The 25,174-nt window shown below is 62.1% G+C and carries 21 protein-coding genes and 1 tRNA gene; 11 read left to right on the forward strand and 11 right to left on the reverse strand.

The window, feature by feature from the left end; all coding sequences use genetic code 11:
- Positions 1 to 6: 6 nt before the first annotated feature.
- Together FHW83_RS23425 and FHW83_RS23430 are read right to left on the reverse strand one after the other, a co-directional pair.
- Positions 7 to 1,254 carry an efflux RND transporter periplasmic adaptor subunit gene (locus FHW83_RS23425; RefSeq protein WP_176648778.1) on the reverse strand — a complete coding sequence of 416 codons (1,248 nt, stop codon included), beginning with the start codon at positions 1,252 to 1,254 and terminating at the stop codon, positions 7 to 9.
- Between the two features lie 118 nt (positions 1,255 to 1,372).
- Positions 1,373 to 1,906: a GNAT family N-acetyltransferase gene (locus FHW83_RS23430; RefSeq protein ID WP_176648779.1), complete on the reverse strand. Its 534-nt coding sequence runs from the start codon at positions 1,904 to 1,906 to the stop codon at positions 1,373 to 1,375.
- An 84-nt stretch (positions 1,907 to 1,990) separates the two neighbouring features.
- Between FHW83_RS23430 and FHW83_RS23435 the strand changes: the two genes are divergently transcribed.
- Positions 1,991 to 2,773, forward strand: coding sequence for a transporter (locus FHW83_RS23435; protein ID WP_176648780.1), 783 nt, complete (start codon positions 1,991 to 1,993; stop codon positions 2,771 to 2,773).
- Positions 2,774 to 2,867: 94 nt separating this feature from the next.
- Here FHW83_RS23435 and FHW83_RS31175 read toward each other — a convergent pair whose 3' ends face one another.
- Positions 2,868 to 4,526, reverse strand: coding sequence for a methyl-accepting chemotaxis protein (locus FHW83_RS31175; RefSeq protein ID WP_176648781.1), 1,659 nt, complete (start codon positions 4,524 to 4,526; stop codon positions 2,868 to 2,870).
- A 241-nt stretch (positions 4,527 to 4,767) separates the two neighbouring features.
- Here FHW83_RS31175 and FHW83_RS23445 point away from each other — a divergent pair, with 241 nt between their 5' ends.
- On the forward strand, positions 4,768 to 5,940 hold the full coding sequence (locus tag FHW83_RS23445; protein WP_176648782.1) for a DUF418 domain-containing protein: 1,173 nt from the start codon (positions 4,768 to 4,770) through the stop codon (positions 5,938 to 5,940).
- A gap of 60 nt (positions 5,941 to 6,000) precedes the next feature.
- Here FHW83_RS23445 and FHW83_RS23450 read toward each other — a convergent pair whose 3' ends face one another.
- Positions 6,001 to 6,597, reverse strand: coding sequence for a YigZ family protein (locus tag FHW83_RS23450; RefSeq protein WP_176648783.1), 597 nt, complete (start codon positions 6,595 to 6,597; stop codon positions 6,001 to 6,003).
- A 102-nt stretch (positions 6,598 to 6,699) separates the two neighbouring features.
- On the opposite strand from FHW83_RS23450, the gene FHW83_RS23455 reads away from it, so the two are divergent.
- Positions 6,700 to 8,682 (forward strand): helicase-related protein, encoded by a 1,983-nt coding sequence (locus tag FHW83_RS23455; protein ID WP_176648784.1) that lies wholly within the window; start codon positions 6,700 to 6,702, stop codon positions 8,680 to 8,682.
- Positions 8,683 to 8,687: 5 nt separating this feature from the next.
- On the forward strand, positions 8,688 to 8,963 hold the full coding sequence (locus FHW83_RS23460) for a hypothetical protein (RefSeq protein ID WP_176648785.1): 276 nt from the start codon (positions 8,688 to 8,690) through the stop codon (positions 8,961 to 8,963).
- A gap of 37 nt (positions 8,964 to 9,000) precedes the next feature.
- Here FHW83_RS23460 and FHW83_RS23465 read toward each other — a convergent pair.
- Positions 9,001 to 9,076, reverse strand: a tRNA-Lys gene (locus FHW83_RS23465).
- 116 nt (positions 9,077 to 9,192) lie between these two features.
- Here FHW83_RS23465 and FHW83_RS23470 point away from each other — a divergent pair.
- From FHW83_RS23470 to FHW83_RS23485, 4 genes are all read left to right on the forward strand, one after another.
- Positions 9,193 to 10,344: an acyltransferase gene (locus FHW83_RS23470; protein ID WP_176648786.1), complete on the forward strand. Its 1,152-nt coding sequence runs from the start codon at positions 9,193 to 9,195 to the stop codon at positions 10,342 to 10,344.
- A 25-nt stretch (positions 10,345 to 10,369) separates the two neighbouring features.
- Complete coding sequence (locus FHW83_RS23475; RefSeq protein WP_176648787.1) at positions 10,370 to 10,591, forward strand: hypothetical protein; 222 nt, start codon at positions 10,370 to 10,372, stop codon at positions 10,589 to 10,591.
- Positions 10,592 to 10,727: 136 nt separating this feature from the next.
- Entirely contained in the window at positions 10,728 to 11,372 is a 645-nt protein-coding gene (locus FHW83_RS30900) for a PEP-CTERM sorting domain-containing protein (protein WP_229224329.1), read from the forward strand.
- 203 nt (positions 11,373 to 11,575) lie between these two features.
- Positions 11,576 to 14,338: a TonB-dependent receptor gene (locus tag FHW83_RS23485; RefSeq protein WP_176648788.1), complete on the forward strand. Its 2,763-nt coding sequence runs from the start codon at positions 11,576 to 11,578 to the stop codon at positions 14,336 to 14,338.
- 7 nt (positions 14,339 to 14,345) lie between these two features.
- Here the strand turns inward: FHW83_RS23485 and FHW83_RS23490 are convergent, their stop codons facing one another.
- The 4 genes from FHW83_RS23490 to FHW83_RS23505 all read right to left on the reverse strand — a co-directional run bounded on the left by FHW83_RS23490 (position 14,346) and on the right by FHW83_RS23505 (position 19,413).
- Positions 14,346 to 16,463: a TonB-dependent siderophore receptor gene (locus FHW83_RS23490; RefSeq protein ID WP_176648789.1), complete on the reverse strand. Its 2,118-nt coding sequence runs from the start codon at positions 16,461 to 16,463 to the stop codon at positions 14,346 to 14,348.
- 79 nt (positions 16,464 to 16,542) lie between these two features.
- Positions 16,543 to 17,568, reverse strand: a complete 1,026-nt coding sequence (locus tag FHW83_RS23495; protein WP_176648790.1) for a galactose oxidase — start codon at positions 17,566 to 17,568, stop codon at positions 16,543 to 16,545.
- Positions 17,569 to 17,669: 101 nt separating this feature from the next.
- Positions 17,670 to 18,143 carry a PIN domain-containing protein gene (locus tag FHW83_RS23500; RefSeq protein WP_176648791.1) on the reverse strand — a complete coding sequence of 158 codons (474 nt, stop codon included), beginning with the start codon at positions 18,141 to 18,143 and terminating at the stop codon, positions 17,670 to 17,672.
- Positions 18,144 to 18,435: 292 nt separating this feature from the next.
- Positions 18,436 to 19,413 (reverse strand): aromatic alcohol reductase, encoded by a 978-nt coding sequence (locus FHW83_RS23505; RefSeq protein ID WP_176648792.1) that lies wholly within the window; start codon positions 19,411 to 19,413, stop codon positions 18,436 to 18,438.
- A gap of 144 nt (positions 19,414 to 19,557) precedes the next feature.
- Between FHW83_RS23505 and FHW83_RS23510 the strand changes: the two genes are divergently transcribed.
- Both FHW83_RS23510 and FHW83_RS23515 read left to right on the forward strand, forming a co-directional pair.
- Positions 19,558 to 20,442, forward strand: a complete 885-nt coding sequence (locus tag FHW83_RS23510; protein WP_176648793.1) for a LysR family transcriptional regulator — start codon at positions 19,558 to 19,560, stop codon at positions 20,440 to 20,442.
- Positions 20,443 to 20,834: 392 nt separating this feature from the next.
- Positions 20,835 to 23,150, forward strand: a complete 2,316-nt coding sequence (locus FHW83_RS23515; RefSeq protein ID WP_176648794.1) for a sialidase family protein — start codon at positions 20,835 to 20,837, stop codon at positions 23,148 to 23,150.
- A 59-nt stretch (positions 23,151 to 23,209) separates the two neighbouring features.
- Here FHW83_RS23515 and FHW83_RS23520 read toward each other — a convergent pair whose 3' ends face one another.
- Complete coding sequence (locus tag FHW83_RS23520; protein ID WP_176648795.1) at positions 23,210 to 23,692, reverse strand: hypothetical protein; 483 nt, start codon at positions 23,690 to 23,692, stop codon at positions 23,210 to 23,212.
- Between the two features lie 6 nt (positions 23,693 to 23,698).
- Positions 23,699 to 24,406, reverse strand: a complete 708-nt coding sequence (locus FHW83_RS23525) for a hypothetical protein (protein ID WP_176648796.1) — start codon at positions 24,404 to 24,406, stop codon at positions 23,699 to 23,701.
- Between the two features lie 411 nt (positions 24,407 to 24,817).
- On the opposite strand from FHW83_RS23525, the gene FHW83_RS31385 reads away from it, so the two are divergent.
- A complete protein-coding gene (locus FHW83_RS31385) occupies positions 24,818 to 24,955 on the forward strand; it encodes an AAA family ATPase (RefSeq protein ID WP_176648797.1) in 138 nt (45 codons plus the stop codon).
- Positions 24,956 to 25,174 lie beyond the last annotated feature (219 nt).

Consider the following 25,174-nt stretch of genomic DNA (forward strand, 5'->3'; position numbering starts at 1 on the left):
CCCTTGTTATTGGGCCACGCGGACGCTGTCGCGGTCCTTGTAGCGGCTGGTGTCTGAAATGATGAGCTGGTCGCCGGCGCGCGCGCCGGACAGGATTTCCACGTTCTTGCCATCGCTGGCGCCGATGTTGAGCGTGGTCTTGCGGGCGATGCCGTCGCGCACCACGAAAATATCCTGCGGGCCGCGGCCGTTGAAGGCGGGGCCGTAATCGGCCAGCAAGGTATTCTGTTTTTGCTCGGTGATGATATTGACCTCCACGCGCAGCTTGTTGCGCAGGATGCTGTGATGCGGCTCGGCCAGCGTCACCAGCAGCTTGACGGTGCCGTTCTGGATTTCCGGCAGCACGGTCTGCACCTCGCCGCGCAGCTTGACGTTGCCTTGTTCGACCAGCACCTGCTGGCCGGCGCTGAGCGCGCGCGCGTGGAAATCGGACAGCGAGGCCTCCACCTTGTAGTTGTTGAGCTCGGAGACCCTGGCCACCAGCTGGCCGGTGCTGACGCTGGCGCCTTCATCGGCCAGCAGCCAGGTCAGCATGCCGGCGAAAGGCGCGCGCACCTGGGTTTGCGCCAGCAGTTGCTGTTGCTCCTGCAACTGCTTTTGCAGGATGCTTTTTTGCAGGCGCGCGCCTTCGATATTGCTGTTGGTGACGCGCTTGCCGTCCTCGATCTGCTCGCGGTGCTGGCGCAACTGGATCTCGGTGCGCTTGACGTTGAGTTCGGCGGTCAGCAAATCCTCGGCCGAGACGCCGCCGGCCTTGCGCAGGGTCTGGTAACGGCCCAGCTTGACGCGGGTGGCTTGCAGATCGAGTTCCAGCAATTCGATGGCGCTGGTCAGCTGCTTGCGTTTCTGGTCCATTTCCAGCGTCAGCGCGAGGATGCGGTTCTCCTGCTGCGCCAGCTGCTCCTTGAGTGCATCGATGGCCAGCTGGATGGTGCGGTTGTCGAGTTCCAGCAGCAGTTCGCCGGCCCGCACCTGCTGGCCGGGTTTGGCATGGACTTTCGCCACCCGCGTCTGGATCGGGCTCGACACCAGCTCCTCATGCACCGGAATCACGATGCCGGAAGCGTTGATGGTGTTGGCGATGGCGCCGCCGCGCACGGTGGCGATGCTGACCTTGCTCGCGTCCACGCTGGGGCTGACGGCGCGGTTGATGGCCCAGGCGGTCAGGCTCAGCGTGGCGAGCAGGGCGGCCGCCGCCAGCGCGGTGTTGCGCTTGCGGCGGGCGATGATGGCGGGGTTGATAACGGTATCCATGCCCACTGTATTGCAACCTGCGTGCCAGGCTGGAATCGCTTGAAAATCATAGGCTTAGCGTTGGGCGGCGTGGGCGGGCTTGCCCGTCTCCGCGCACCACCGTCCGGAACCGGACACCCTAGCGCAGGCGGCGGGTCATGAAGGTGTAGCTATAGTGCTTGCCGTCGAGGAGAAACATGTTCGGGATCTCGCCGGTTTTGCGGTAACCGCTGCGCTCGTAAAGCTTGATGGCGGGTGTGTTCACCGACAGCACCTGCAGATCCACCCACTGCACCCCGGCCAGCAGCGCCCAGTTTTCGGCGTGGGCGATGAGTTGGCTGCCAAGGCCTTGCTGGCGGTGCTTGCGATCCACGCCCATACCCAGCAGGCAGCGATGCCTGGTGTAATTTTCCGGCAGGCCGCGCAGATCGATGTGGCCGGCGATGGCGCCGTCGTCGGCGCGCGCCACCCACGCGCGTCGCCAGCCGGGCTTGCCGACCTCGATCCGCAAGCCATTCCTGAACGCCTCCGCCTTCTCGGGCGGGAAGCGGGAGGCGTCGCGCGGCAGGGGCTGGAAATAGGCGGTGCCGTCGCGGCCATTGTCGGAGAGATGGTCGTTCAGATAGGCCAGGAACTCATCGAAGGCCGTCGGTGGAAGTTTTTCTATCGTCATGTTTCAGTGTGGGAATTTACCAACGATTGATTTATACCAATGTGTTAGGGTGACGTCCATTGTGCATCATGTAGAGGAGAAAACATGCCTCGTTTATGGACTGCGGCATTGCTGCTTGCGCCCTTGCTGGCTTGCGCGGACGAGGAAAAAGACCAGATCGTCACCGACCGCCCTGATTTCGTGGAATCGAGCAATGTGGTGGGCCGGGGCCGCTTTCAGATCGAAACCAGTTTCGCGCTCGATCGCAACAAGGCCGATGGCGTCAAGCAGCGCACCTACTACAGCCCGACCTTGCTGCGTTTCGGCCTCAGCGACACGGTGGAAGCGCGGATCGAAACCGACGGCCGCATGCGGTTGGTCACGGATGAAGCCGGCAAGCGCGTCACACAAAACGGCTATGGCGACGTCTCGCTGGGCGTGAAATGGCACGTTGCCGACGAAGAGGGCGCGCGGCCGTCGCTGGGCGTGCTGGCCCATGTCGACCTCGACAGCGGCTCGCCCGCTTTCCGCGCCGCCGGCAGGGGCGGCTCGCTGCGTTTGGCGGCCGAGTGGGAGTTGCCGGGGGACCTGGGGTTGGGCGTAATGCCGGGCATCGCCTGGCAGCACGATGATCAGGGCGAGCGCTACGCCGGCGGCATCTTCGGGCTCGTGTTGGGCAAGGAATGGAGCGAGCGCCTGCGCACCTTCGTCGAATACTCGGCGCCGCGGATCGCGCGCGGCCGCCACGGCGGCTCGGTGACCACGTTCGACATCGGCGGCGGGTATCTGCTGACCGACATGGTGCAGATCGACACCGCGCTATCGCGCGGCCTGAACAAGAACACGCCGGACTGGAGCTGGACCGTGGGCTTGTCCATCAAATTCTAATCCGGGGTCAGGTCCTCCATTTCTACACGAGCCCAGCAGTAGGCACGCCTACTGCTGGGCTCGTGTAGAAATGGAGGACCTGACCCCGGATTTTTCAGGCGGCGGCGAGGTGGTGGTGGTCGCGCGGGGGGGCCAGCGACAGTCGCGGCTTGTGGCGCTGCGCCGCACGGCCGGCCGGCGCTGCCGCTTGCCCCGGGTCGGTCGCCAGTTTGAATACGCCTACCAGTTGCACCAGCTGGTGCGCCTGGTCTTGCTGCGCTTCCGCCGCCGCCGCCGCTTCTTCCACCAGCGCGGCGTTTTGCTGCGTTACCGTGTCCATCTCGGCAATCGCGTGGTTGATCTGCTCGATGCCGGCTTCCTGCTCGTTGTTGGCGGTGCTGATTTCGCCCATGATGGCGGTCACCGATTGCACGGCCGCGACGATTCTCTCCATCGTCGCGCCGGCTTCGCCCACCAGCTGCGTGCCGGCGCCGACCTTGCCCACCGAGTCGTCGATCAGTTTCTTGATTTCCTTGGCCGCTTCCGCCGAACGCTGCGCCAGCACCCGCACCTCCGATGCCACCACCGCGAAGCCACGCCCCTGCTCGCCCGCGCGCGCCGCTTCGACCGCCGCGTTCAGCGCCAGGATGTTGGTCTGGAACGCGATGCCATCGATTACGCCGATGATGTCGACGATCTTCTTCGCCGATTCGTTGATCGCGTCCATGGTCCGCACCACGTCGGCCACCACGGCGCCGCCTTGCACGGCGATGTCGGAGGCGTTCAGGGCCAGGGTGTTGGCCTGGCGCGCGTTCTCGGTGTTTTGCTTGACGGTGGCGGTCAGTTCCTCCATCGAGGATGCGGTCTCTTCCAGCGAGCCGGCTTGCTGCTCGGTGCGCGTGGACAGGTCCATGTTGCCGTTGGCGATTTCGGTGGCGGCCGTCACGATGGAGTCGGCGCCGCTGCGCACCTGGCCGACGATGTCGGCCAGGCTGTCGCGCATGCCCTGGATGGCGAACAGCAGGCTGCGCTGGTCGCCCTGGCGCAAGGGGATAGGCACCGCCAGGTCGCCGGCCGCGATCTGGCCGGCGATGGCGGCCACGTCGTTCGGCTCGCCACCCAGCTGACGCAGCAGCTGGCGCGAGATCAGCCAGGCCAGCGCCGCGCCCAGCGCCAGTGACGCCAGGCCCAGCCCGATGGACAGGCTGCGCGACTGCCGGTAGGTGGCTTCCGCGCTGGCGCGGGCGCTTTCCATGTTGGCGCTCTGGTGCGCGATCAGGGCGTCGATGGCCGCCATGTATGCCAGTTGCAGGCCGCGCATCTTGCCCAGCATTTCGTTGACGGCGCCGTCGATGTCGCCGGCGCGGCGCAGGCGCATCACTTCATCCAGCGATTCGTTGAAGGGCGTGCGGGCCGCTTGTACCGCCTGAAACAATTCCACGCCTTTGCCGGACTTGACCATCTCGCCCAGCTTTTTCATGGCTTCGCTGTTTTCCTGGCGCTTTTCCATCACTACGGACAGTTCCTTGGCGGCCTTGGCTTCATCCTTGATCAGCAAGGCGTTGCGCAGCGAGCGCGCGATCTTGTTGTTGTGATTCATGATGAGTTGCGCTTGCAGCACTTTCGGATACGTCTCGGTGACGATGTCGTCGGTGTTGTCCGCCAGTTCGGCCTGGCTGTAGATGCTCATGGCGATGGTGATCGCCAGCATCAGCAGGAGCGCGCCAAAACCCAGTCCGAGCCGGGTGCCTACCTTGAGGTTGTCGAGTTTCATGATGGTATTCCGTTAGTCGAGTGGACTCGCGTTCCGGGCGGAACGTTGGCGGGAATAAGGCCAGAGAGGAAAAAGGCGATCGCGGGAATTTGGCGATCAGTAATGCGGTGAATTCTCTCCAATATACACGCATCGTTCCCGTAGGGCAACAAAATTCATGTAACTATCCGCGTGTGTCTTGGGATCGATTCCATTACACTTGGCATTCTGTTCATTTTTACCCGAGGATAGGTGGAGACTCATGACAACTAATCATTCCCGGCTGGATGTAATCGATGCGCTGCGCGGCTTCGCCATCGTCTCCATCATGCTGCTGCATAACATCGAGCATTTTGATTTCTATTTCCAGCCGGCCGGCCTGCCGGAATGGCTGAAGGCGGTCGACAAGGTGATCTGGGACAGTCTGTTTTTCCTGTTCGGCGGCAAGTCGTATGCCATTTTTGCTTTGCTGTTTGGTATGACTTTCTACATCCAGTACCACAACCGCGAACTGCGCGGCGAGGATTTCCGCGCCCGCTTCGCGTGGCGGCTGGTGCTGTTGCTGGGTTTTGGCCTTTTAAATTCGATGTTTTATCACGGCGATATCCTGAGTATTTACGCGGTGCTCGGCTTTGCGCTGATACCGGTCGCACGTCTCGGTAATCGCTGGGTGCTGGCGATTGCGGTGGTGTTATTGCTGCAGCCTTATGCCTGGATAGAGTTTATCCAGGCGCTGCCGAACCCCGATCAGAAACTGGCCGATCCCGCTTCCTGGGCTTATTTTGGCAATGCCAATGAATATTTCGCTCACGGCACCGCTGCCCAGGTCTGGTGGGGTAATCTGACTAATGGCAAGATCGGCGTTATTCGCTGGAGCTGGGAAAATGGCCGGATATTCCAGATTCCCGCGTTGTTTATGCTTGGCATGCTGGCTGGCCGCAAGGGTTTATTCAAGGAAGGTAATGACGCTTTCTGGCGCCGCACGTTGTTGATTGCCGTGTTGGCGTTTATTCCGCTTTATATCTTGAAAACCTGGCCGGAGACGTGGGGCGTGGGCCAGGCTGTGGCCCGGCCATTACTGACTATCGTGACTTCGTGGTCGAACGTCGCGTTCATGGTGGTGCTGGTTTCTGTATTTACACTGCTGTTTTATTCTCATCGGTGGCTGGAGATATTCTCGCCGCTCGGCCGCATGAGTTTAACCAGCTATGTGGTGCAGTCGATTGTCGGCACCACGATTTATTATGGTTTCGGACTCGGCATGTACAAATATACGGGCGCCAGTTTCGCCTTGGCGATTGGCATCGTGCTGGCGGTGGTGCAGCGCCAGTTCAGCGTGTGGTGGTTGGCCCGTCATTCGCAAGGACCGCTGGAATCCCTGTGGCACAGAATGACGTGGGCTGGCGCGAGCTCCTTGGTTCATGCCAAAAATTAGCGCGAATAAGCTATGAATCAGCTTGAACAGCGCGGCCGTCAGCGATGCGGGCCGCGTTGTTTATTCGTCCTCGGGTTTGGTCCAGGAAATGCGGCCGTGGCCGGCTTCATTCAGGCGGATAATCAGTGATTCGGCCGCGCTATCGGCCAGGCTGAATTCGAATTTCACATCGTCGGCATGGTGCACATTATTCAGCACCGCCCCGGCGGATTCAATTTCGCGCCGCACCAGTCCTTCCATCGCGTATGGGGCGCTGCAAATCAAAAAGCGTTGTTTGATAATCGCGATTTTCTCGGCTTTTAATAATGCCTGCGCCACGCTGTCGGCATAAGCGCGTACCAGGCCGCCAGCACCTAATTTAATGCCACCGAAATAACGCACCACCGTGGCCAATACGCCTTCCAGATCCTGATGGCGTAATACATCGAGCATGGGACGGCCGGCGGTGCCGCTTGGTTCGCCATCGTCCACCGCCGCCGATTGGCCGCCGGCTAATAATGCCCAGCATACGTGGGCGGCGCCAGGATGCTGGGCTTTTAATTCCGCGACGATTTTTTGCGCACCGGCGCGATCCGCCATCGGCTGCACGCAGGCGATAAATCGGCTTTTTTTAATCAGCAGCTCATGATGCACTGCTGTTTCTATGGTTTGCGGCATGGGAAACTTTGTGGTACGGCAACTCATCATTATAACTTGCGGGATCGGCGGCGCGGCGCGGGGCGCGTTATAATCGCCGGCCAGATCCACTGAGTCCCGCCCATGAAAGTTTATTCCACCGCTTCCCCCGCTTTTGATGCCGATGGCGATACGGGCGAGGACGATCAACTCATACACCACCTCGGCCTCGTGGAGAAGGGCGTGTCGCTGGCGCGCCTCGAGGGCAGGGTGTTCTTGCGCATCACCGGCATGGTTGAGTACGCCGGCCGTCGAGTTCCCTATGACCTGGTGCCGACCCAAGGTGTGCTGGCCAAGCCGTCCAAGTGGCGCAAGATGGACATGGATGCCCGCGCCACCCTGCTGCGCGAGCGCGCCAGCGACGAGGCGATCGCCGAGCTGCACGGCCACGTCAGCGCTTTCGTGGCGGAGTTGTCCGATGCCTGCGACGATTGCGACATGGACGCCGAGCCTTTCCTGAACGCCCTCAGCGACATGCAGATCGCCGAGCCGGCCGGATTGGTGTTCGACCGCATCCGCCAGCGTCTGGAGCACGCGGTCGAGCGCGAGATGGAGGAACAGCACGCCGAGCGCACCCGCCAAAGCATCAACCTGGCCGAATATCCGGCCTCGTTCGAGGTGGCGCGCCGCATGAAGCGCAAGTTCATCGCCGTGCTGGGGCCGACCAATTCCGGCAAGACCCACCTGGCCATGGAAGCCCTGGGCAAGGCCCCGAGCGGCGTGTATCTGGCGCCGCTGCGCTTGCTGGCGCTGGAAAACTATGAGCGCCTGCAGGACATGACGCAGCACGGCAAACCGCTCAAGGTCAGCCTGGTGACGGGCGAGGAGCGCCGGCTGGAGCCGGGCGCCACCCACGTCGCCAGCACGGTGGAGATGCTCGATACCCAGACCCCGGTCGACGTGGCGGTGATCGATGAAATCCAGATGCTGGCCGACCGCGACCGCGGCGCCGCCTGGACCGCCGCCGTGTGCGGCGCGCCGGCCAAGGTGGTGTACCTGGTCGGCGCCCCGGAGGCGCGGCGCGCGATCGAGGTGCTGGCCGCGCGCCTGGAATGCGAGCTGGAGGTGCATCTGCTCAAGCGCAAGGGGCCGCTGTCGATGGAGCCGGCCGCCGTGCGCAAGCTGAGCAACCTGCGCCGTGGCGACGCGGTGATCTGCTTCTCGCGCCGCGAGGTGCTGATGTGGCGCGACATGGTGACCGAGGCCGGGCTGTCGGTGGCCACGGTGTATGGCAATCTGTCGCCGGAGGTGCGGCGCGCGCAGGCCCAGCGCTTCCGCGACGGCGCGGCCGATGTGGTGGTGGGCACGGACGCCATCGCCATGGGCCTCAACATGCCGATCGCGCGGGTGGTGATGACCACCAGCGTCAAGTACAACGGTTACGAGGAGGAGGAGATCCCGGCCGCGCTGGCGCGCCAGATCGCCGGCCGGGCAGGGCGCTTCGGCGTGCACGAGGAAGGCCTGGTGGCCGGCTACGACAACGAGACCCACAACGTGATGCGCTCGCTGCTGCGTGAAAAGCCGGTGCCCCTGAAAACCACCGGCTTCGCGGTGGCGCCGACGCTCGAGCATTTGCACCGCATCTCGTCGGTCACGCACGAGCAGGCGCTGGCCAAGCTGCTCAAGCGTTTCGTGCACAACATCGACGTGCCGGACGGCTTCTTTTATCCGCGCATCACCGAGGACCAGTTCGAGCGCGCGGCCTGGCTCGATACGCTGGAGCTGACGGTGGCGGAGAAATTCGCGCTGTCGCTGGTGCCGATTTCGGCCAAGGTGCCGGCGCTGCAGAACGCCTGGGAGAACTGGGCCAAGTCGCTGGCGCACAAGAAGGTGACCCATCTCCGGCCCAGCGACAGTCCGCTGCATTATATGAACCTGCAGGAGGTGGAGGACGCGTGCCGGCTGTACTCGGCCTACGCCTGGCTGGCCTACCGCCAGCCCGAATACTTCCCGGACACGGAACTGGCGCTGCGCCTGTCGCGCGAGGCGTCCGAGCGCGTGGACGCGATCCTGCAAGATCAGAATTCGGCGGCGCGCAAGCGTCAGCCGCGCAAGTTCAGGCGCTGAGCATCATGGAAGGCGAACCTTGTCCGCTGTGCGGCCGCGAGCTGGGGACGGTCAATATCGACCGCCATCATCTGGTGCCGAAGACGTTCAAGGGCAGGGAGCAGTTCCCGATTCATAAGATTTGCCACCGCAAGATCCATTCGGTGTTCAGCGAGCGCGAGCTGCTGCGGCACTATCACACCTGGGAGGCGCTGCGCGCGCATCCGGACATCCGGACCTTCATCGAGTGGGTGGCGCGCAAGCCGCCCGGCTTTTACGTGCGCACCGCGAAGCAGAAATAGAAAAGCCAACCCGAAGGCTGGCTTTTCTATTGAATCTTGGTAGGCCGTGCGGGATTCGAACCTGCGACCAACGGATTAAAAGTCCGCTGCTCTACCAGCTGAGCTAACGACCCAAGGGCCAACATTTTACTGCTGCTTGGCGGAAAGTTCAAGGGCCGCGCTCTGCCGCGCGCCACATACGCCACAACCTCGGCTATCATAGCGCCCTTCACGAAAGAGGAATGAGGTAATGAAAGAAGTTGCAGTGACGCATGGCGCGGATAAGCCGGCCCCGTCGCAGTTTGGTCTGATCAATCTGCTGAAGGCGGGCGCGGCACAACTGATCGTTTTGCACCATCTGGCTTTCTATGGCCCGATGTCCGACCACGCACGCACCTTGTTTCCCTCGTTGATCGACTGGCTCGGCGGCAGCGCCCGCATTGCCGTGCAGGTGTTCCTGGTGATCGGCGGTTTCCTCGCGGCCAAGTCGCTGGCGCCCTCCGGCCGTGCCGGTTACGCCGATCCGCTGCGCGCGATTTGGCGTCGCTACGCCAAGCTGGCGCCGCCGTTCCTGGCCGCCACGCTGATCGCGGTGCTGGCCTCGGCGCTGGCCTCGCGCTGGATGATACATGACTCGATTTCGGCGCCGGCCACCTGGTCGCAGCTGGCCGCGCACGCCTTGCTGCTGCACGGCGTGCTGGGCTATCCGGCGGTGTCGGCCGGCGCCTGGTATGTGGCCATCGATTTCCAGTTGTACGCGCTGCTGGTGCTGGCGCTGTGGATGGCCGGCATCGGCGAAGGCAAGCGACCGGTGGCCTGGCTGATGCCGATGGTGACGGCGTTCGGCATCACGCTGTCGCTGCTGCATTTCAATCTGTACGCCGAGTGGGATAACTGGGCGCCGTATTTCTTCGGCAGCTACGGCCTCGGCGTGATGGCCTGGTGGGCCAGCGATCCGCGCCGCAAGCCCGGCTTCGCCGTGCTGTTGCTGCTGATGGCCCTGCTGCCGGCCGTGGTTGGCCTGCTGCTGGAATTCCGCAGCCGCATCGCGCTGGCGGCTGTGGTGGCCTGCGTGCTGTTCCTGTTCGGCCGCATCAAGACCGCGTCGGAAGCGCGGGCCTGGCGCGCGATTCACGGCATGGGCAAGATTTCCTATTCGGTGTTCCTGATCCACTTCCCGGTGTGCCTGCTGGTCAACGCCGCCTTCAGCCATTTTGTCCCGCTCGCGCCGCAATGGCAGGCCTTGGGCATGCTGGCGGCGTGGGGCGGCAGTCTGGCGGCCGGGGCCTTGTTCCACCGCTGGGTGGAGGAGCCGCTGGGCCGCGTGATGCAGCTGTTCACCGGTCAGCTGGTCACGTCCGCGCCGTTGCCTGCTCGCCTGAACGGTGTTTCGCTGCGATAATCCCTCCTTTTGAACGGAGGGTCGCATGACCTATGAAGAATACCTCGACGAAGTCACCACGCTGATCTTCGAAAAATACGGCCTGGACGAGGCCGCCGCCGTCAAGCTGGTCGTCGCTGCCCAGGACAACGAGTTCTTCGTCAAACACGACGATGACAAGAAACTGCGCACCATCGATCAGGCGCACAAGGACGCGAAAACGATTTACGACGCCGCCAACGCCGTCAAAGCGAAGCCAAAACGCTAATATTCCGTTGTTTTTGGGAACGAGTTAATATATTTCTTGCATGCATTTCGCATGGCGTGATATCGTACGTTCCATGGTTTAAAAGAAAATAAAATTTCATTTTAGAAATATAACTGGGGTACGTATGAAAAACTTCATGAAAATCGCATTGTTGAGTTCCTGCCTGGCTGGCGCAGTGGCTCACGCGGCGCCTCCGGGCTCCGCCGCAGGTACCTCCAGCTACAAAGACGCCTCGCTGACGGTGGGCGGCACCAAGGATTTCTCGGATCAGTTCGCCCTGGTCCTGGACCAGAACATCAACCCGATCCAGTCGACCGCCGGCTTTTCCGGCACCTTCACCAATGCCCTCACCGGCACCTCGAGCTGGAACCGCGCGGCGATCGTGGATCACGGCTCGCTGGTCGATAAATTGCTGGGCGATGGCCTGACCTTCAGCTTCAGCAAGACCAACGATTACAGCGGCACCTGGTCGATCACCAACACCAACGCCAGCAAGAACCTGACGGTGGACCTGGTGTTGTCGCTGCACGCCGGCAATGGCGTCGGCAGCTTCCTGTTCGACAACCAGGTGGTGAAAGCCGGCTCGACCTTGCAAGGCAACTGGGCCGTAAACTGGATCAACAACGCCAACAACCCGGCCAGCATCGCCAAGTTCTCCAACATGGGCATCTACACGGGCGCGAGCAGCTTCACCTCGCCGGTGCCGGAACCCGCCACCTACGGCATGATGCTGGGCGGCCTGGCCCTGCTGGGCTACGCCGCGCGCCGCCGCAAAGCTTAAAAACAACAATCCGCAGCACATTGAACGCCAGCTTATGCTGGCGTTTTTTTATGGGGCGCGCGTCCGCGTTATATGAATTTGGAATCCCTTTGTGTAAAGAAATAATAGATTGGCATTGTTGTGTGCGGCTTAAGATTGGCGAAAGCAGTTGACGTACCAAGCAGCGCACGAAGTCAAACCTATAACTACACACTGGAGATAGCATGAAAACGACTCGGACAACCCTCCGTAAAACGGTATTAGCCGCGCTCATTGCCGACCTCGCCCTGATGGCCGGCGCCCACGCGCAGACGGCCACTGAGGTCGATCCTTCCGCCACCGTGGTGGTGAGCGGCATCCGCGCCTCGCTCAGTTCCTCGCTCACCACCAAGCGCCTGCAGGATGGCGTGGTGGACGCCGTGTCGGCCGAAGACGCCGGCAAATTCCCGGACACCAACATCGCTGAATCGCTGCAGCGCGTGACCGGCGTGCAGATCCAGCGTAACAACGGCGAAGGCCGCTACATCTCGGTGCGCGGCCTCGGCCCCGAATTCAACAACGTGCTGGTCAACGGCCGCACCATGACCAGCGACACCGGCGGCCGCGAATTCTCGTTCGACCTGCTGTCGTCCGACCTGATCTCGAAAGCGCTGGTGTACAAGACCTCGCAAGCCTTCCTGCCGGAGGGCGGCATCGGTTCCACCGTCGACATCCAGACCGCGCGTCCGCTGTCCGGCAAGGTGGGCCACAGCTCGGTGGTCAACGTGTCCGGCGCCTACGACTCCAACTCGGAGAAGAAGACCCCCAACATCAGCGGCATGTACTCGTTCGCCAACGAGGCGCGCACCTTCGGCGTGACCGCCTCGCTGTCGTACACCGACCGCGCCTCCAAGCAGAACAAGGCCATCACCGACGCCTGGAACCTGCGCGACGTGTCGATGATCAACGGCGACCTGAACTCCAAGGGCCTGACCATGGCCGACGTCACCACCAAGAAGCTGTACATTCCGCAGAGCTTCGGCTACCAGCAGGAAAACGAGCGCCGCAAACGCCTGGTCGGCAACCTGACGGTGCAGTACAACCCGACGCCGGACTGGAAGCTGACCGCCGACGCGCTGTATTCCCACCTCGACCAGCGCAACGACGTGATCGCCTTCAGCGACTGGAACAACCCGGTGCAGCTGGGCGTGAAATACAACGGCAACAACCAGATCACCAGCTTCCTGCGTCCCGGTTCCATCTTCTACGCCAACAATCCAGCCATCGCCGGTCCCGGCACGCTGCTGGGCGAGGCCAACTCCAACGACATGATCGTCAAGGGCGGCGACCGCCTGTCGACCACGCGCGCGTTCGGCCTGAACTCGAAATGGAAGCTGTCGCCGGACTGGAAACTGGAAGGCGACGTCTCGACCTCGCGCACCACCTCCGGCTCGCCGGACATGTGGGTGGTGGCCGGCATGGTGCCGAAGAACGGCGACGTGCTGACCTTTAACGGCACGCCGGGCCTGACGTTTGGCGACGGCATCGCCGACCCGACCGCCGTGCGCGCGCACGCCGTCTCCAACGGCGACATCCGCAACCACGACAAGCTCAACGAAGGCCGCCTGAACCTGTCGTGGGCGCAGGACTGGGGCTACTTCAAGGGCCTCGACACCGGCATGGCCTACTCGCAGCGCAGCGTCGACCGCACCGAGTGGAAGAACGACGCCTGGAACGCGTTCAGCGGCTACCACCTGGCGCTGCCATCGTCGCTGTTCACGGTGACGCCGATTGACAACTTCATGGGCAACGGCGTGCAGATGCCGAACGCCTACCTGAGTTTCAATCCGTACAGCTACATGAACTACCTGAACCAGCCTTCGATCCTGGCGCAGTCCAACGATCCGGCGCTGTACCTCAACACCACCAAGTATCCGAACGGCCCGATGGCCATCGACTACACGCTGCCATCGATGTGGGGCGTGAAGGAGAAGGTCGCCAGCATCTTCGTCGACAGCAAATGGGAAGGCGAGGGCTGGTCGGCCAACGCCGGCGTGCGCGCCGTGCGCGTGAAGTCGAGCTCGATCGGTATCAGCCGCGTGCTGCTGTCGGCCACCAAGAGCCCGAACGACACCACCTACATCCTGAACTATGGCCCGAGCACCGTGAACACGGTGGACAACAGCTACAACAGCGTGCTGCCGTCGGCCAACATCAAGTTCGACCTGACCAGCGACATGCTGCTGCGCCTGGCCGCGTCCAAAACCGAGACCCGTCCGACGCTGAGCCAGATGGGCGTCGACAACTGGTACGGCGGCCGCTATGGCGACGTGCAGACCGGCGGCGGCAACCCTTACCTGAAGCCGATGAAGTCCAACAACTACGACCTGTCGTGGGAATGGTACCTGTCGAAAACCAACTACGTCAGCGCGGCCGTGTTCCAGAAGAACGTGCGCGACTTCCTGGAGACCCGCCTGGTCGACATGAAGATTCCGCAGTATGACGAAGTGGTGCACGACAGCCGCGTGCGCAACGGCCAGAAGGGCAAAATCAAGGGTGTGGAGATCGCCGGCCAGTACGCCTTCGACACCGCCGTCCCATGGCTGCGCGGCTTCGGCGTGACCGCCAACTACACCTACGTCGACGCCAGCGCCACCCGCGAGGACAACAGCACCCCGGCGTGCGGTTATCCAGGCCTGTCGCCGCAGTCGTACAACGGTTCGGTGTTCTATGAGAACAGCAAGTTCCAGGCGCGCGTGAGCTACAACTGGCGCAATCACTTCTCCATCGATTGCGGCGGCGGCAGCACCCAGCCACGCAACCGCGCCGCCTACGGCCAGACCGACGCCAGCCTGCGTTACAACCTCTCGCCGACGCTGTCGCTCTACGCCGACGTCATCAACCTGAGCAACCAGCGCACCCACGAGTACGCGCTGAACGAGAGCCAGTTCCTGACGCTGGAAGATGTGGGCCGCCGTGTCAGCATCGGCCTGCGGGCGGCGTTCTAAGCGCGCGTTACAGCTTGGCGCTCAGTTGCAGCGCCAACGTCCTCGGCGCTACCGGGATGTCGAACGGTAGCGCCAGGCCCGGCGACAAGCTGGGCTCGCGCGCATCGGCGTTGAACAGATTGCGCACCGTGGCCGACACGGTGACGCCGTGCGGCAGTTGCCGGCTCAGGATGGCGTCCACGGTCTTGTAATCGGCGACCGGCGCGCGCGCGTCACCGGCCGCGCGGCGTCGGCCAGCCACCCAGTTCAGCTGCGGGCCGAACTGCCAGCTCGGGCTGAAACCCCAGTCGAGGCGGGTGTAGGCGTGGTGGCGCGGCGCGTAGCCGGGATCCTTGCCGGTGGCCGGGTCGTGCGCGTGCTGGCGCGCGTAGTTGGCCAGCCAGCGCAGGTTCTTGTCCATCTCCCATGCGAGCTCCAGCTCGCCTCCCTTGCCGTCCACGCTGCCGCTGTTGCGGTAGGTCGCGCCCGGCGCCGGCGCCGGATTGGCGGTCGAACGGATCAGGTCCTTCATCGCGTAGCGGTACAGGCTCAGGTTGACCGACAGCTCGGGCCGCGCCTGCCAGGCGAACGCCGCCTCGGTGGTGGCGATGGTTTCCGGCTGTATCTTCGGGTTGCCCATGTTGACCGGGTTGATGCCGGTTTGCTCGTTGAAGCTCGGCGAGCGGAACGCGCGCCCATGCAGCAGCTTGACCGTGAGGTTGAGGTCGGCGTCCCACACCAGCGCCAGGCGCGGATTGGTGGTGCCGCCGAAATCGGAGTAATCGTCGTGGCGCACGCCGGCCGTCAGCGCCCAGTCGCGCGCGAACTGCCATTCGTCCTGCACGTAGGCGTAGTTGATCTTGCGCCGCTGCGGCATGATGTGCGGCTGGATGGCGCCGTAGTCGATCACCGGGCCGGTCGGGATCGGCACCCCGGCCGGATTGAGGAGGAAGTTCTTCATGGTGCTGACCTGGTACAGGTACAGGTCGTCGTGGCCGGCGCCGACGCGCAGCGCATGGCGGTTCCAGCCGCTGTAGGTGGCGTGCACGGCCGCGCGCAGATTGCGCTCCCAGCGGCTGGGGCCGCCGATCATCCCGTCCGGGAACAGGTTGGGGCCGATGCGCGCGCCGGCCGGAAACAGGCCGAGGCCGTCCGGCGACTGCTCGGTGAAGAACAGATAGCTGAGCGAGCCGCCCACGCTCCAGTTGTCGGAAAAGTCGGGCGCGCTCCACGCCAGTTCGCTGAGCGCGGTGCCGCTGCGGGTCTTGTGGTTGGGATCGAGCGCGGAATTGATGCCGGGACCGGTGCCGGCATCGCCGCGCCACTTGAGGTTGGTGCGCCAGCGCCAGCGCTGGTAAGTCAGGTCGAGGCCGCCGTCGAAGGCGTTGTAGCCGACGTTCAGCGGGCCGGGCGCGTAGCTGGCGTGGGTGCCGAAGCGGCTGTCGTTGAGGGTTTGCGCATCGGCCTTGATCAGCTGGTCGGAGCCGTTGGTGCGGCCGGCCTGCAGATAGGCGGCGATGCCGAGTTCGTCCCGCTTGCCGCCATATTCCAGCCACGCCTCGCGCGACTGGAAGGTGCCGGCGCGCGCGCCCACGCGCAGCCCCGGCATCTGTTCCGCCGTCTTGGTGATGATGTTGATGACGCCGGCGAAGGCGTCGGCGCCGTACAGCGCCGAGCCGGGGCCGCGGATGACTTCGATGCGGGCGACATTGGTCACCGGCATGCTGATCCACATATTGCCCTTGTCGCCGTTGTAGTCGGTGTTCAGGCGCAGGCCGTTGAGCAGCACCAGCACCTGCGGATTGGTGGGGCCGCCCGCGCCGATGCCGCGTATCACGTAATTGGGCGCATACATCGGCGCGCCGCGCGTGACGTGGATGCCGGCCACGGTTTCCAGCACGTGATCGAGATCGGTGGCGCCCATGGCGGCGATATCCTCGGCCGTCACCACCGAGGCCACCGCCGGCGCGCGGCGCAGCGGCTGGGCCGAACCGGTGGCCAGGCTGATGGCGAAGCGGTCCATGCCGAACAGGGCCAGGTCCTCGTCCTCGGGCTGGGTGGCGGCGGCAGGCAGGGGATAGCAGGTGGCGACCGCCAGGGCGAGCAGCCAGCCGGCGCGGCGGTGCTGGGAAATTAACAGAGTCATCTTGAAAATTAAACTACATCAATGACTCCACAATACACGGGATGGCTGGCTTAACAAACACAGGTGTTGTCAAAGCGCATCAAGGCGGGGAGGGCAGGGTAAAGCGGATCACACCGCCGCTGACCTGCTGATGGGCGCGCATGCCGCCGAACAGCCCGTAGGCGCCGTCACCCAGCGGGACCAGGCCACGGAAGTCCATGCCGGCTTGCGGCAGCGGCGCGTGCCGCTGCCAGGTCTGCGTTTGCGGGTTGAAGCTGAACACCGCATCGGACGGCTCGGCAGGCAGCTTGTCGTAGCCGATGCCGTTGTAGTTGTAGGGCCGCCCGCTGCCGCCGGCGAACACGATACGGCCGCCGTCACCCACCGCGCCGGCGCGGTACAGCGGGGTGCCGGGATGGGCCGGCAGTTGGCGCCAACCGATGCGGGCCGGCTGCCGCGGATCGAGCGTGCCTTGCCAGCAGGCGTTGGTGATGGCGAACGCGTTCTTGCCATCGGCGCCCTTTGCGGCGGTGACGCCGTCGCAGATCACCATGGTGTCGCCGGCGAGGCCGCCGGCGTGGCCGAATACAGGCGCGCCGGGGTAGGGCGTGGCGGCTAGCCATTGCTTGGTTTGGGTATCGTAGAGCTGAACGTCGGCCACGTTGGCCTGGTCGTGCCAGCCGCTGACCAGCACGATCCAGCGCTCGCGCCACGGCATGGTGACGCTGTCGTCGACCGGGACCGGCATCGTGGTTTCCGTTTCGAAGCGGCCGCTGTCGGGCAGGAAGCGCATCACCTCGGGTGTGGAGACTTCCTCGCCGCTGGGCGACACGGTGTAGCCGCCAATCAGGTAGACCTTGCCGCCGACCGTGAGCGCGGCGCTGGCCAGGCGGCCTTGCGCGACCGGAATGTCGCCCACCTTGCGCCATTGCCCCGAGCGCAAATCAAGCGCATGGACATCGCGCTCGATGTCGGCGTGCGTCTTGCCGGGGCCGAGACCGAAGAAGGTGTAGACACGGTCGCCAGCGCGGGCGACCGCCCAGTTGGCGCGCGCGACAGGCGCGTCAGCCTGCGCCAGCGCCGTGCAGCAAACGAGTGCGCCGATGAGGAAGAAAGGTTTGATCATCTCCGATTATAAGCACAAGCTCGGTGGAACCTGTACGAACAAAGCGCGCCCAATAGCCTTGTAATGCCATCGCTGATATTTGCGCCGGTTGACAGGCGCTTTTACGGGATACGTGGAAGTGGGGGATCGCCCGCTGTCGTTGGAACGGAGTAAGGTGCTTGAATGTTGGACGTGGTGCCCGTGTTGGAGTCGTAATCGTAAGGAACGTGGATTGCGATGCGAGCACTGGTGAAATCCCGAGTGTTCCTCGTTACCAAGGGGATACCATATGAGAGGGCTGTTGCCGCGATGATTGCATCGGGCAGTTTAATTTTTGGCGGTGTGACTAAGCCGCTTCCTCGTATGGCAATTGAATATTCAACAATTTGCGGGTCTAGCTGAAGCACTGTGAACTCGCTGAGCACCGCGTCGAGAATGGGTTTGTCTGACGGGTGGGAAATTTCCCCAGAACGTAATTCCATGTAGGTGATAACGCTAATCGCGGGTTCGTCGTAGTGTCCAAGTTCCACTGTGGCGGCATGCACGCCGTTGAGCATGTCGATGAAAATATTTGTATCGAACAGGATCAACGCCATTCGGCCCTCAGTTGTTCCTGGTACTCTACGCCATCCTTCGGCAAGTCGGTGCGATGCTTCCAAAGACCTTCGGCGGCTTTTAGCGCAGCGATGCGACGACGACGACGTTCCTCCTGCTCTAAGCGGGATGCTGAACTATTGACCATGGGGCGTTCGCCCACGTTTGGTAAAGTGCTCATTGGAGCCTACCGTTGCTCGAATTGGATAAATCCAGTGTAGCGCAAATGCGTGGCGACGTGCGGAAAACAAAAAGATTCCACCATCGGTTTGGGCGTCGCTCTTGGTACTGCCTTTATCCGTGCGGGCGATATCGTTCAGATCTAAGCAGGCAAGGCCACGATTGCCCGCTGCTCACGGAGATAAGGTTCTCATTGATCCATGACCCGACATCGGTGACTGGGAGGGCACGCAGACTATTGAACGTTTGCGATTTATCCCAGGCGACGCCCCTGCCTTGAGCGAAAGCCGCACGGTACTTTCGCATCATGTTGTGCGGGTCTCGCGCCAGCTCGGCCAGTAAGTACTCTTCGTCCCACTCCGAACGGCTAAAGGGGCGGCCGAGGGATGCCTGGAGCTTGTCGGCGACCTCTCGGTAAGTCACCGTATCGCCAGCCAGATAAACGATCTCGTTCCGGATGCGAGGTTTGGTGAAAACGATCTCGGCAGTCAGCGTGCCGATATCATCGGGAGTGGTCAACGTGACGGCGGTGTCGAGGCTGCCCAAGGCGTGAACGGCGTCGTTTTGTAGGTCTACAACCCCGAATTCAGGCTCGAACAGGTAGCTCATGAACATCCCGGTCGAGATAATGACCCATTCAGTCTGCTGCTGACCGCGCAGCAGTTCCCGCACGTCCAACTGGGCGTCGAAAATATCCTGCGGACTGCCGCGTCCGATCACGTCAAAATCGACGCCGAACTGCCATGGAAAATACCTTGGTATTCGCGCCTTCAAGGCGGCGCGAGCCAATTTCATTGGGGTGTCAATTCCCGCCGCATAGCCAGCGCAGCCGATCACCGTATCGTATCGCCCGAATACGCCTGCGAGGTCGTCGACCGAGCTCTTCACAAGATCGCCTATGACGATCTCGATCCCCAGACCTCGGATCTCCGCGATATCACGTTGCTTGGCTGGTGCGCTGGACTCAACCGCACTTGCGCGCAACAGCACGCTGATTTTCACACCGTCGATTTCCTTTGCGCGCTGCGCAAGACCTCGCAATACCGGCAAGCCGAGTTCTCCTGCTCCGAGCACCAGAATGTTTTGAGACATAGTCAGTTCCTCCTTTGGATATGAGGCCGCACTTTAGCGAATGCAGCGATGCGGAAAAAGTAGCTTTTGCGGTTTTAAGCATGCGGAAAATGCGAACAATGTTGAGTTATAGTGCCGTTTTCCCAATCGCTGTCAGGACAACGCATGGATCGCGTACAAGCAATGCAGGTATTTCTTCGCGTGGTCGAAAGCGGGAGTTTTGTCCGTGCGGCGGAGACCCTGGGTTTACCGGCGTCATCAGTCACGGGCATCATAAAAAGGCTGGAAAAACATTTGCAGATACGCCTGCTGAACCGCTCCACCAGAAACCTCAGCTTGACGCCAGAAGGCGAGCGTTACTTCTACCGCTGCCGCGAGATACTCGACCTTATCGACGACACGGAATCCAGCTTGCACGGCTCTTCCGAGCGTCCTCACGGGCGGCTGAGGGTGGATATGCCTGGTGGCATTGCGCATGCAGTTATCTTGCCGAAGCTGGCACAATTCCAGCGGCGCTACCCCGACATATACCTCATGATCGGCATCAATGATCGTCAGGTGGATTTGATACAAGAGGGTGTCGATTGCGTCATTCGTGCGGGCGTGCTGCATGACTCGACGCTGGTAGCGCGCCGCTTGGGCGAGCTGCGTTGGATCACCTGCGCGGCGCCAAGCTACTTGGACGAAAAAGGTATTCCGGCCGGGCTGGAGGATTTGCACCGACACCGGGCCGTTCATTACTTTTCCGGCACGGCGCGGCGAGGAAGCCAGCTCCATTTCACGGAGAACGGAGAGCGCGTCTCAGTTGAGGTCCCTGGCACGGTAGCGGTCAACGAGACCGGCATGTACATCAAGCTGGGCCTCGATGGCGCCGGCCTGATGCAGTTGGCCGAGATTCTGGTGACGGAACATTTACGGACCGGAGAATTGGTCGAGGTACTGGATGATCGGCGGCCCGCACCGTTGCCGGTATCACTGGTCTACCCCCATCACCGCTTTCTCTCGCCGGCGGTGCGAGCGTTCGCCGATTGGACGGCCGAGCTGTTCTGATCGACAGAGCACCTTCCCGCGAGGTGCGTTAATCCCGCTCAATTAAACAGCGTCGTTCCGGCGAAGGCCGGAACCCATAGAACGCATGCTTTACCGCATCGGCGAACCGTCCGCCTACGCCGAAATAACGAATTGAACGCTAGCCACACACGGCAGAGATGCTTGAAGAAACATAAGTTTAATCTCTCGCAACGAATGTTTATTCGATGAAATCGCATCATATCTGAATGATAACTTGCCTTGCAAGTGGGCTGTGAAATTTTATTCAGTCATTTGATGATTTTAAGTATTGCAGGGGCCTTCCCATATCCGCACACTGCCGCAGCAGCACATCTTCACCCGAAAGATACCCAAGATCGTTTGTAGGCAATCTATATGGAGGAGTAACCCTCATGAGACAAAATAACAAGTTCATCGTTATACCGGCCTTACTGGCCGGCTTACTGGCCGGCTGCGGCGGCGATAGCGGAACCACCGCCAGCGCGCCGGACCGCCTCCTCGCCGGCGCGGTGACCGTCAATGCCCTCGCCGGCCCGGCGGCCGCCAGCTGGACCAGCGTGAAGTGGGGCGGCGGCGGCTACGTCACCGGCACGATCTACCACCCGGTCAATTCGAGCCTGCTGTACGCGCGTACCGACGTCGGCGGCGCCTACCGCTGGGACGCCACCACCTCGACCTGGACCCCCATCACCGACGGCCAGGGATTCGGCGCCGGAGAAGGCCGCTACCACGGCGTGGAGAGCATCGCCCTCGACCCGAACAACGACCAACTGGTCTACATGATGACCGGCGATACCGTGGGCCAGGACGCCCACGGCCGCATTTACATTTCCAGCGACCGCGGCAACACCTGGAGCTGGTACGAGCTGCCGTTCGCGGTGGGCGGCAATGACAACGCCCGCGGCTACGGCGAACGCCTGGCGGTCGACCCGCAGAATCCATCGACGCTGATGTTCGGCTCGCGCAAGGCCGGCATCTGGAAAAGCACCGACTCGGGCCACACGTGGAACCAGGTCACGGGCTTTTCGAGCACCACCATGACCGGCGGCGGCACCCCGATCGGCGTCGAGCAAATCGTGTTCGATACCCCGTTCAAGGGGACCGGACAGCCGACCTGGATCATCTGGGCCACCGTCGCCTCCGACTACGCCCAGGCCGCGGGCCTGACCTCGACGCTGTACCGCTCCACCAATGGCGGCGCCACCTGGGCGCCGGTCGCGGTCCCGTCCAACGTGGCCAATTACGACATCCCGCACGTCGTGAAGACCTCCGACGGCACCTTCTACATGACGTTCCGCCCGACCGCGCCCCAGGTGCAGGGCGGCAGCGGCCCGAGCTATCTCTACAAGTTCGGCGCCAGCAACGGCAGCGGCTGGACCCAGCTCCTGAGCTCGACCAGCATGGGCATGGCCGGCCTGTCCGTCTACGGCAGCGGCTCGACCGCCCGCATTGCGGTGGGCATGACCGGCTGGAGCGACACCAGCAAGCAAATTCAAATGTCCGACAACGGCGGCGGCACCTGGCGCGAAATCGCGGCCAACATGCCGCACACGTCCGACACTTGCCGGGGCTGGATCGAGAGCGTCACGATCGACCCGGCCAACCGCGACCACATCATGCACGTCCACGGCGGCGGCATCTGCGAAACCACGAACGCCTCGTCGTCCACGCCGACCTGGAGCCCCAAGGTCGACAACCTGGAAGAGACCGCCACGCTGTTCGCCGTCGCCCCGCCGGCCGGCGCGCAGTACAAGCTGATCAACGCCGCCGGCGACATCGGCGCGTGGGTGATCACCGACCTGGCAACGCGGCCGACGCGGGCGCCGATGCCTGGATGGAGCAGCGGCAACGCGGCCGACCTGGCGTGGGCCGATCCGTCCTACATTGCCGTCACCGGCGTCGACAATGCCAACGGTGCCGTCGTCAAGGGCTTCTGGTCCGGCGACTCGGGCAATAGCTGGTCGCAGTTCGCGTCGCTGCCGGCTGGCGGCTCGACCAGCGGCAGCCAGGTGCAGAGCGTGGCGGTGACGTCGCGCAACAACCTGGTCTGGGCGCCGCAAGACTGGGTGCCGTCGTACACCACCAACAATGGTGCGAGCTGGACGCAAACCAACCTGCCGGCCTTCACCGCCACCTGGAACGGCTTCTTCCGCGCCTATCGCCTGGCGGTGGACCGCAAGAACCCGAACAAGGTCTACGCCTTCGATTCGGGCGGCGCACCGTGGAGCTGGCAGCCTGGCAAGGTCTACGTCTCGACCGACGCCGGCCACACATTCACGCTGAGCCAGGGCTCGGTGAACGCGAACCTCGCCTGGAATGCCTGGGGCGACACGTCGATGGTGGTCAACCCGAACGCCGAGGGCGACATCTGGCTGGCCGACGGCAACGCCGTGTACCACTCGCTGGACTCGGGCGCGACCTGGACCAAGCTTACCGCCTTTGCCACCGTCAACGGCAAGCTGGGCGCCACCAATATCACGCTGGGCAAGGCGCAAACCGGCTCGTCGTACTCGGCAGCGGTTTATGTGGAAGGCACGATCAACGGCCAGTGGGGCATCTACCGCTCCGACGATGGCGGCGCAACGTGGTCGCGCTTCAACGATGACGCGCACCAGTTCGGCGGCAACGCCGTGGTGGTGGGCGACTGGAACACGTATGGCCGCATCTACGTCAATGGCGTCGCCCGCGGTCTGCTGTACAGCAACTAAGTATCTAAGCCCCACGTCCCTGATGTGAATAACGGAGGCCGCGCGCCTCCGTTTTTTTTTCAGACGACAGTCTGCGACGTTTGAGGCAGCGGGCTGCTATCCAGCTGAAACATACGGAAGAACTTTAGCGGCCGACTCACCCCTATCGGATCGGAGATGCGCGGGAGCGCAAATTTCTTCTCAGGAAACAGCTTGAGTGTCCAGGTTTTCTCGGCAAAAAAACAAAAGCGAACCGTGTTCTCCTGCGTCAAATCGAGATCTGAGAAGATACCCGTAGCGTACATGAAGTACATGCGCGCCCAATCTACGATGTTAAGCGCCGCATCCAGTAAATAGATGTTCAGCGTCTCCTCAAACGGGACATCGTCGGTCAAGAACAGCAGGGTATATTCGTGCCATCGCAATGCTGCTTCAAACACCGCACCATCGACGATTTTCCCGGTCGGCACGCCAGCAATCAGGATTTCGCTTTTCGGTATCGTGTCTGATGTGGACGGCGTGACTACCCTGATCGAGTAATCCGGGGCATGTGTCAATCTCATAAACGCCTACCAAATAAAACTCGTGCCAAATGCTGCAAGTGCGCCGCCTACAAACGCCCCTACCGTAACGCAAACCGGAGCAGCAGGGCCGCAGGCTAGACCTGCTACCGCGCCGCCGGCCATGCCGCCGGCGATACCTGCACCGTTGATGGCCAGTTCTTTCTGAAACGCTGTGAATTTATTAGAAGCAGTGGCCACATTGTAGATGGACAAGGCCATCGCCACAAACAGCAGTCCGCGGCTTGCATAAGTGAGCCTCGCCATCGCTCGCGTGACGACTGCATTCGATTTGCCAGCCGATGTAACTATGCTCGCATAAATCGCGTTTTGTTTGGCGTTCGATAGGCGGGAGAAAACGACGTGTTCACCGTGCCGCTCTGCAGTCTTGAGAGCGATCAGTTGGTTCAGGGAATACCCCTTCTGTTTCAAGTGTTCGGCGAAGGCACGACCAACAGGTGTGCTGCGCGCCCGGATGATTCCCATGATGAGATTTCGGGTTTCCTGCGCCTCACGCGCCGCAGCGGACCAAGTGATCCTGCGTGCAATCGCATCAGCGCGCAATTTCTCGGACATGTTTTTGATCTCTTGGGCATAAAGCGAACGTGCCCGGGTGTCTATCGTGAGATGCGCTCCCGCGCTGGAAATCTGGGCTTCCAGCGATTTCATCGTGCGCTCAAACAGTAGTTTGTCTTCGTTGGTGGTGTCAGGTTCCATTTCGTCGTCCTTGGGGCGTGAGTATCGGCCGAGGATATGCCGCGCCCGCTCAAATTGCCTTGCGTGATCGCAACCCGCGCCACTAGCTTGGAGATGCGGAGTTCGAATCCGTGGTTCTGGCTGTGGCAAAGGCTCTCTTGCTTAATTGCTGGAGAAAGCGTGTGGCGCATTGCGAGGCGAACTGTTTCACCTGCCCAAGGTGGTCCTCTCCGGTCCATTTCCGGTCGCCGTGGCGGTGAGACGGGACAGTAGCCGTGTCAACCGGGTAACTGCTTTGGTAGCTGGTGTCGTATTCGGCGCGGCTACTCAGTCAGGTGCAGGCGGTGTCAGGAGTATTAGGGAATAAATGTTTTGCAATAGCAATCAATGCTGTAATATCAATTTATTACTTACTCTGGCCTCAACATCGGTATGCAGATCAAGAACGTTTGCCTATGGCGGTTCAAACAATTTAAAAGCTCAGAGATAGACCTTCGGGAGGGCCTGACCTTGGTGGTCGGGGGGAATAATTCGGGGAAATCCTCAATACTCCAAGCGATCGCTACTTAGCAATTTTGCAAGACAATCTTAGAGATCGAAAAAGGTAGAAAGGCTTGGGCCCTGAATTCGAACGTTCAGGGTGTAGGGTTGGGTATTGTTGACTTTACCCCTCTAAACGTCCCATCTCTCGCTCACCTTTGGACGAATCTAAAGTCCCAAAAGGATAAGGAGCAGGATGGCTACACGTTAAAGATCCGCGTGACGTGGGATTCAGCTGATGGTGTCGAA

The organism is Duganella sp. SG902 (assembly GCF_013376005.1).
In the GTDB taxonomy this organism is placed as follows: domain Bacteria; phylum Pseudomonadota; class Gammaproteobacteria; order Burkholderiales; family Burkholderiaceae_D; genus Rugamonas.

Bases quoted from the DNA above. Each gene is read 5' to 3' on its own strand.
- FHW83_RS23500 (WP_176648791.1), bottom strand. From the start codon at position 18,143: ATGGCGTTGATCCTGTTCGATACAAATATTTTCATCGACATGCTCAAC.
- FHW83_RS23495 (WP_176648790.1), bottom strand. From the start codon at position 17,568: ATGATCAAACCTTTCTTCCTCATCGGCGCACTCGTTTGCTGCACGGCG.
- FHW83_RS23430 (WP_176648779.1), bottom strand. From the start codon at position 1,906: ATGACGATAGAAAAACTTCCACCGACGGCCTTCGATGAGTTCCTGGCC.
- FHW83_RS23450 (WP_176648783.1), bottom strand. From the start codon at position 6,597: ATGCCGCAAACCATAGAAACAGCAGTGCATCATGAGCTGCTGATTAAA.
- FHW83_RS31175 (WP_176648781.1), bottom strand. From the start codon at position 4,526: ATGAAACTCGACAACCTCAAGGTAGGCACCCGGCTCGGACTGGGTTTT.
- FHW83_RS23460 (WP_176648785.1), top strand. From the start codon at position 8,688: ATGGAAGGCGAACCTTGTCCGCTGTGCGGCCGCGAGCTGGGGACGGTC.
- FHW83_RS23435 (WP_176648780.1), top strand. From the start codon at position 1,991: ATGCCTCGTTTATGGACTGCGGCATTGCTGCTTGCGCCCTTGCTGGCT.
- FHW83_RS23525 (WP_176648796.1), bottom strand. From the start codon at position 24,406: ATGGAACCTGACACCACCAACGAAGACAAACTACTGTTTGAGCGCACG.
- FHW83_RS23520 (WP_176648795.1), bottom strand. From the start codon at position 23,692: ATGAGATTGACACATGCCCCGGATTACTCGATCAGGGTAGTCACGCCG.
- FHW83_RS23470 (WP_176648786.1), top strand. From the start codon at position 9,193: ATGAAAGAAGTTGCAGTGACGCATGGCGCGGATAAGCCGGCCCCGTCG.
- FHW83_RS23515 (WP_176648794.1), top strand. From the start codon at position 20,835: ATGAGACAAAATAACAAGTTCATCGTTATACCGGCCTTACTGGCCGGC.
- FHW83_RS23475 (WP_176648787.1), top strand. From the start codon at position 10,370: ATGACCTATGAAGAATACCTCGACGAAGTCACCACGCTGATCTTCGAA.
- FHW83_RS23485 (WP_176648788.1), top strand. From the start codon at position 11,576: ATGAAAACGACTCGGACAACCCTCCGTAAAACGGTATTAGCCGCGCTC.
- FHW83_RS23445 (WP_176648782.1), top strand. From the start codon at position 4,768: ATGACAACTAATCATTCCCGGCTGGATGTAATCGATGCGCTGCGCGGC.
- FHW83_RS31385 (WP_176648797.1), top strand. From the start codon at position 24,818: ATGCAGATCAAGAACGTTTGCCTATGGCGGTTCAAACAATTTAAAAGC.
- FHW83_RS23455 (WP_176648784.1), top strand. From the start codon at position 6,700: ATGAAAGTTTATTCCACCGCTTCCCCCGCTTTTGATGCCGATGGCGAT.
- FHW83_RS23510 (WP_176648793.1), top strand. From the start codon at position 19,558: ATGGATCGCGTACAAGCAATGCAGGTATTTCTTCGCGTGGTCGAAAGC.
- FHW83_RS23490 (WP_176648789.1), bottom strand. From the start codon at position 16,463: ATGACTCTGTTAATTTCCCAGCACCGCCGCGCCGGCTGGCTGCTCGCC.
- FHW83_RS23505 (WP_176648792.1), bottom strand. From the start codon at position 19,413: ATGTCTCAAAACATTCTGGTGCTCGGAGCAGGAGAACTCGGCTTGCCG.
- FHW83_RS30900 (WP_229224329.1), top strand. From the start codon at position 10,728: ATGAAAATCGCATTGTTGAGTTCCTGCCTGGCTGGCGCAGTGGCTCAC.
- FHW83_RS23425 (WP_176648778.1), bottom strand. From the start codon at position 1,254: ATGGATACCGTTATCAACCCCGCCATCATCGCCCGCCGCAAGCGCAAC.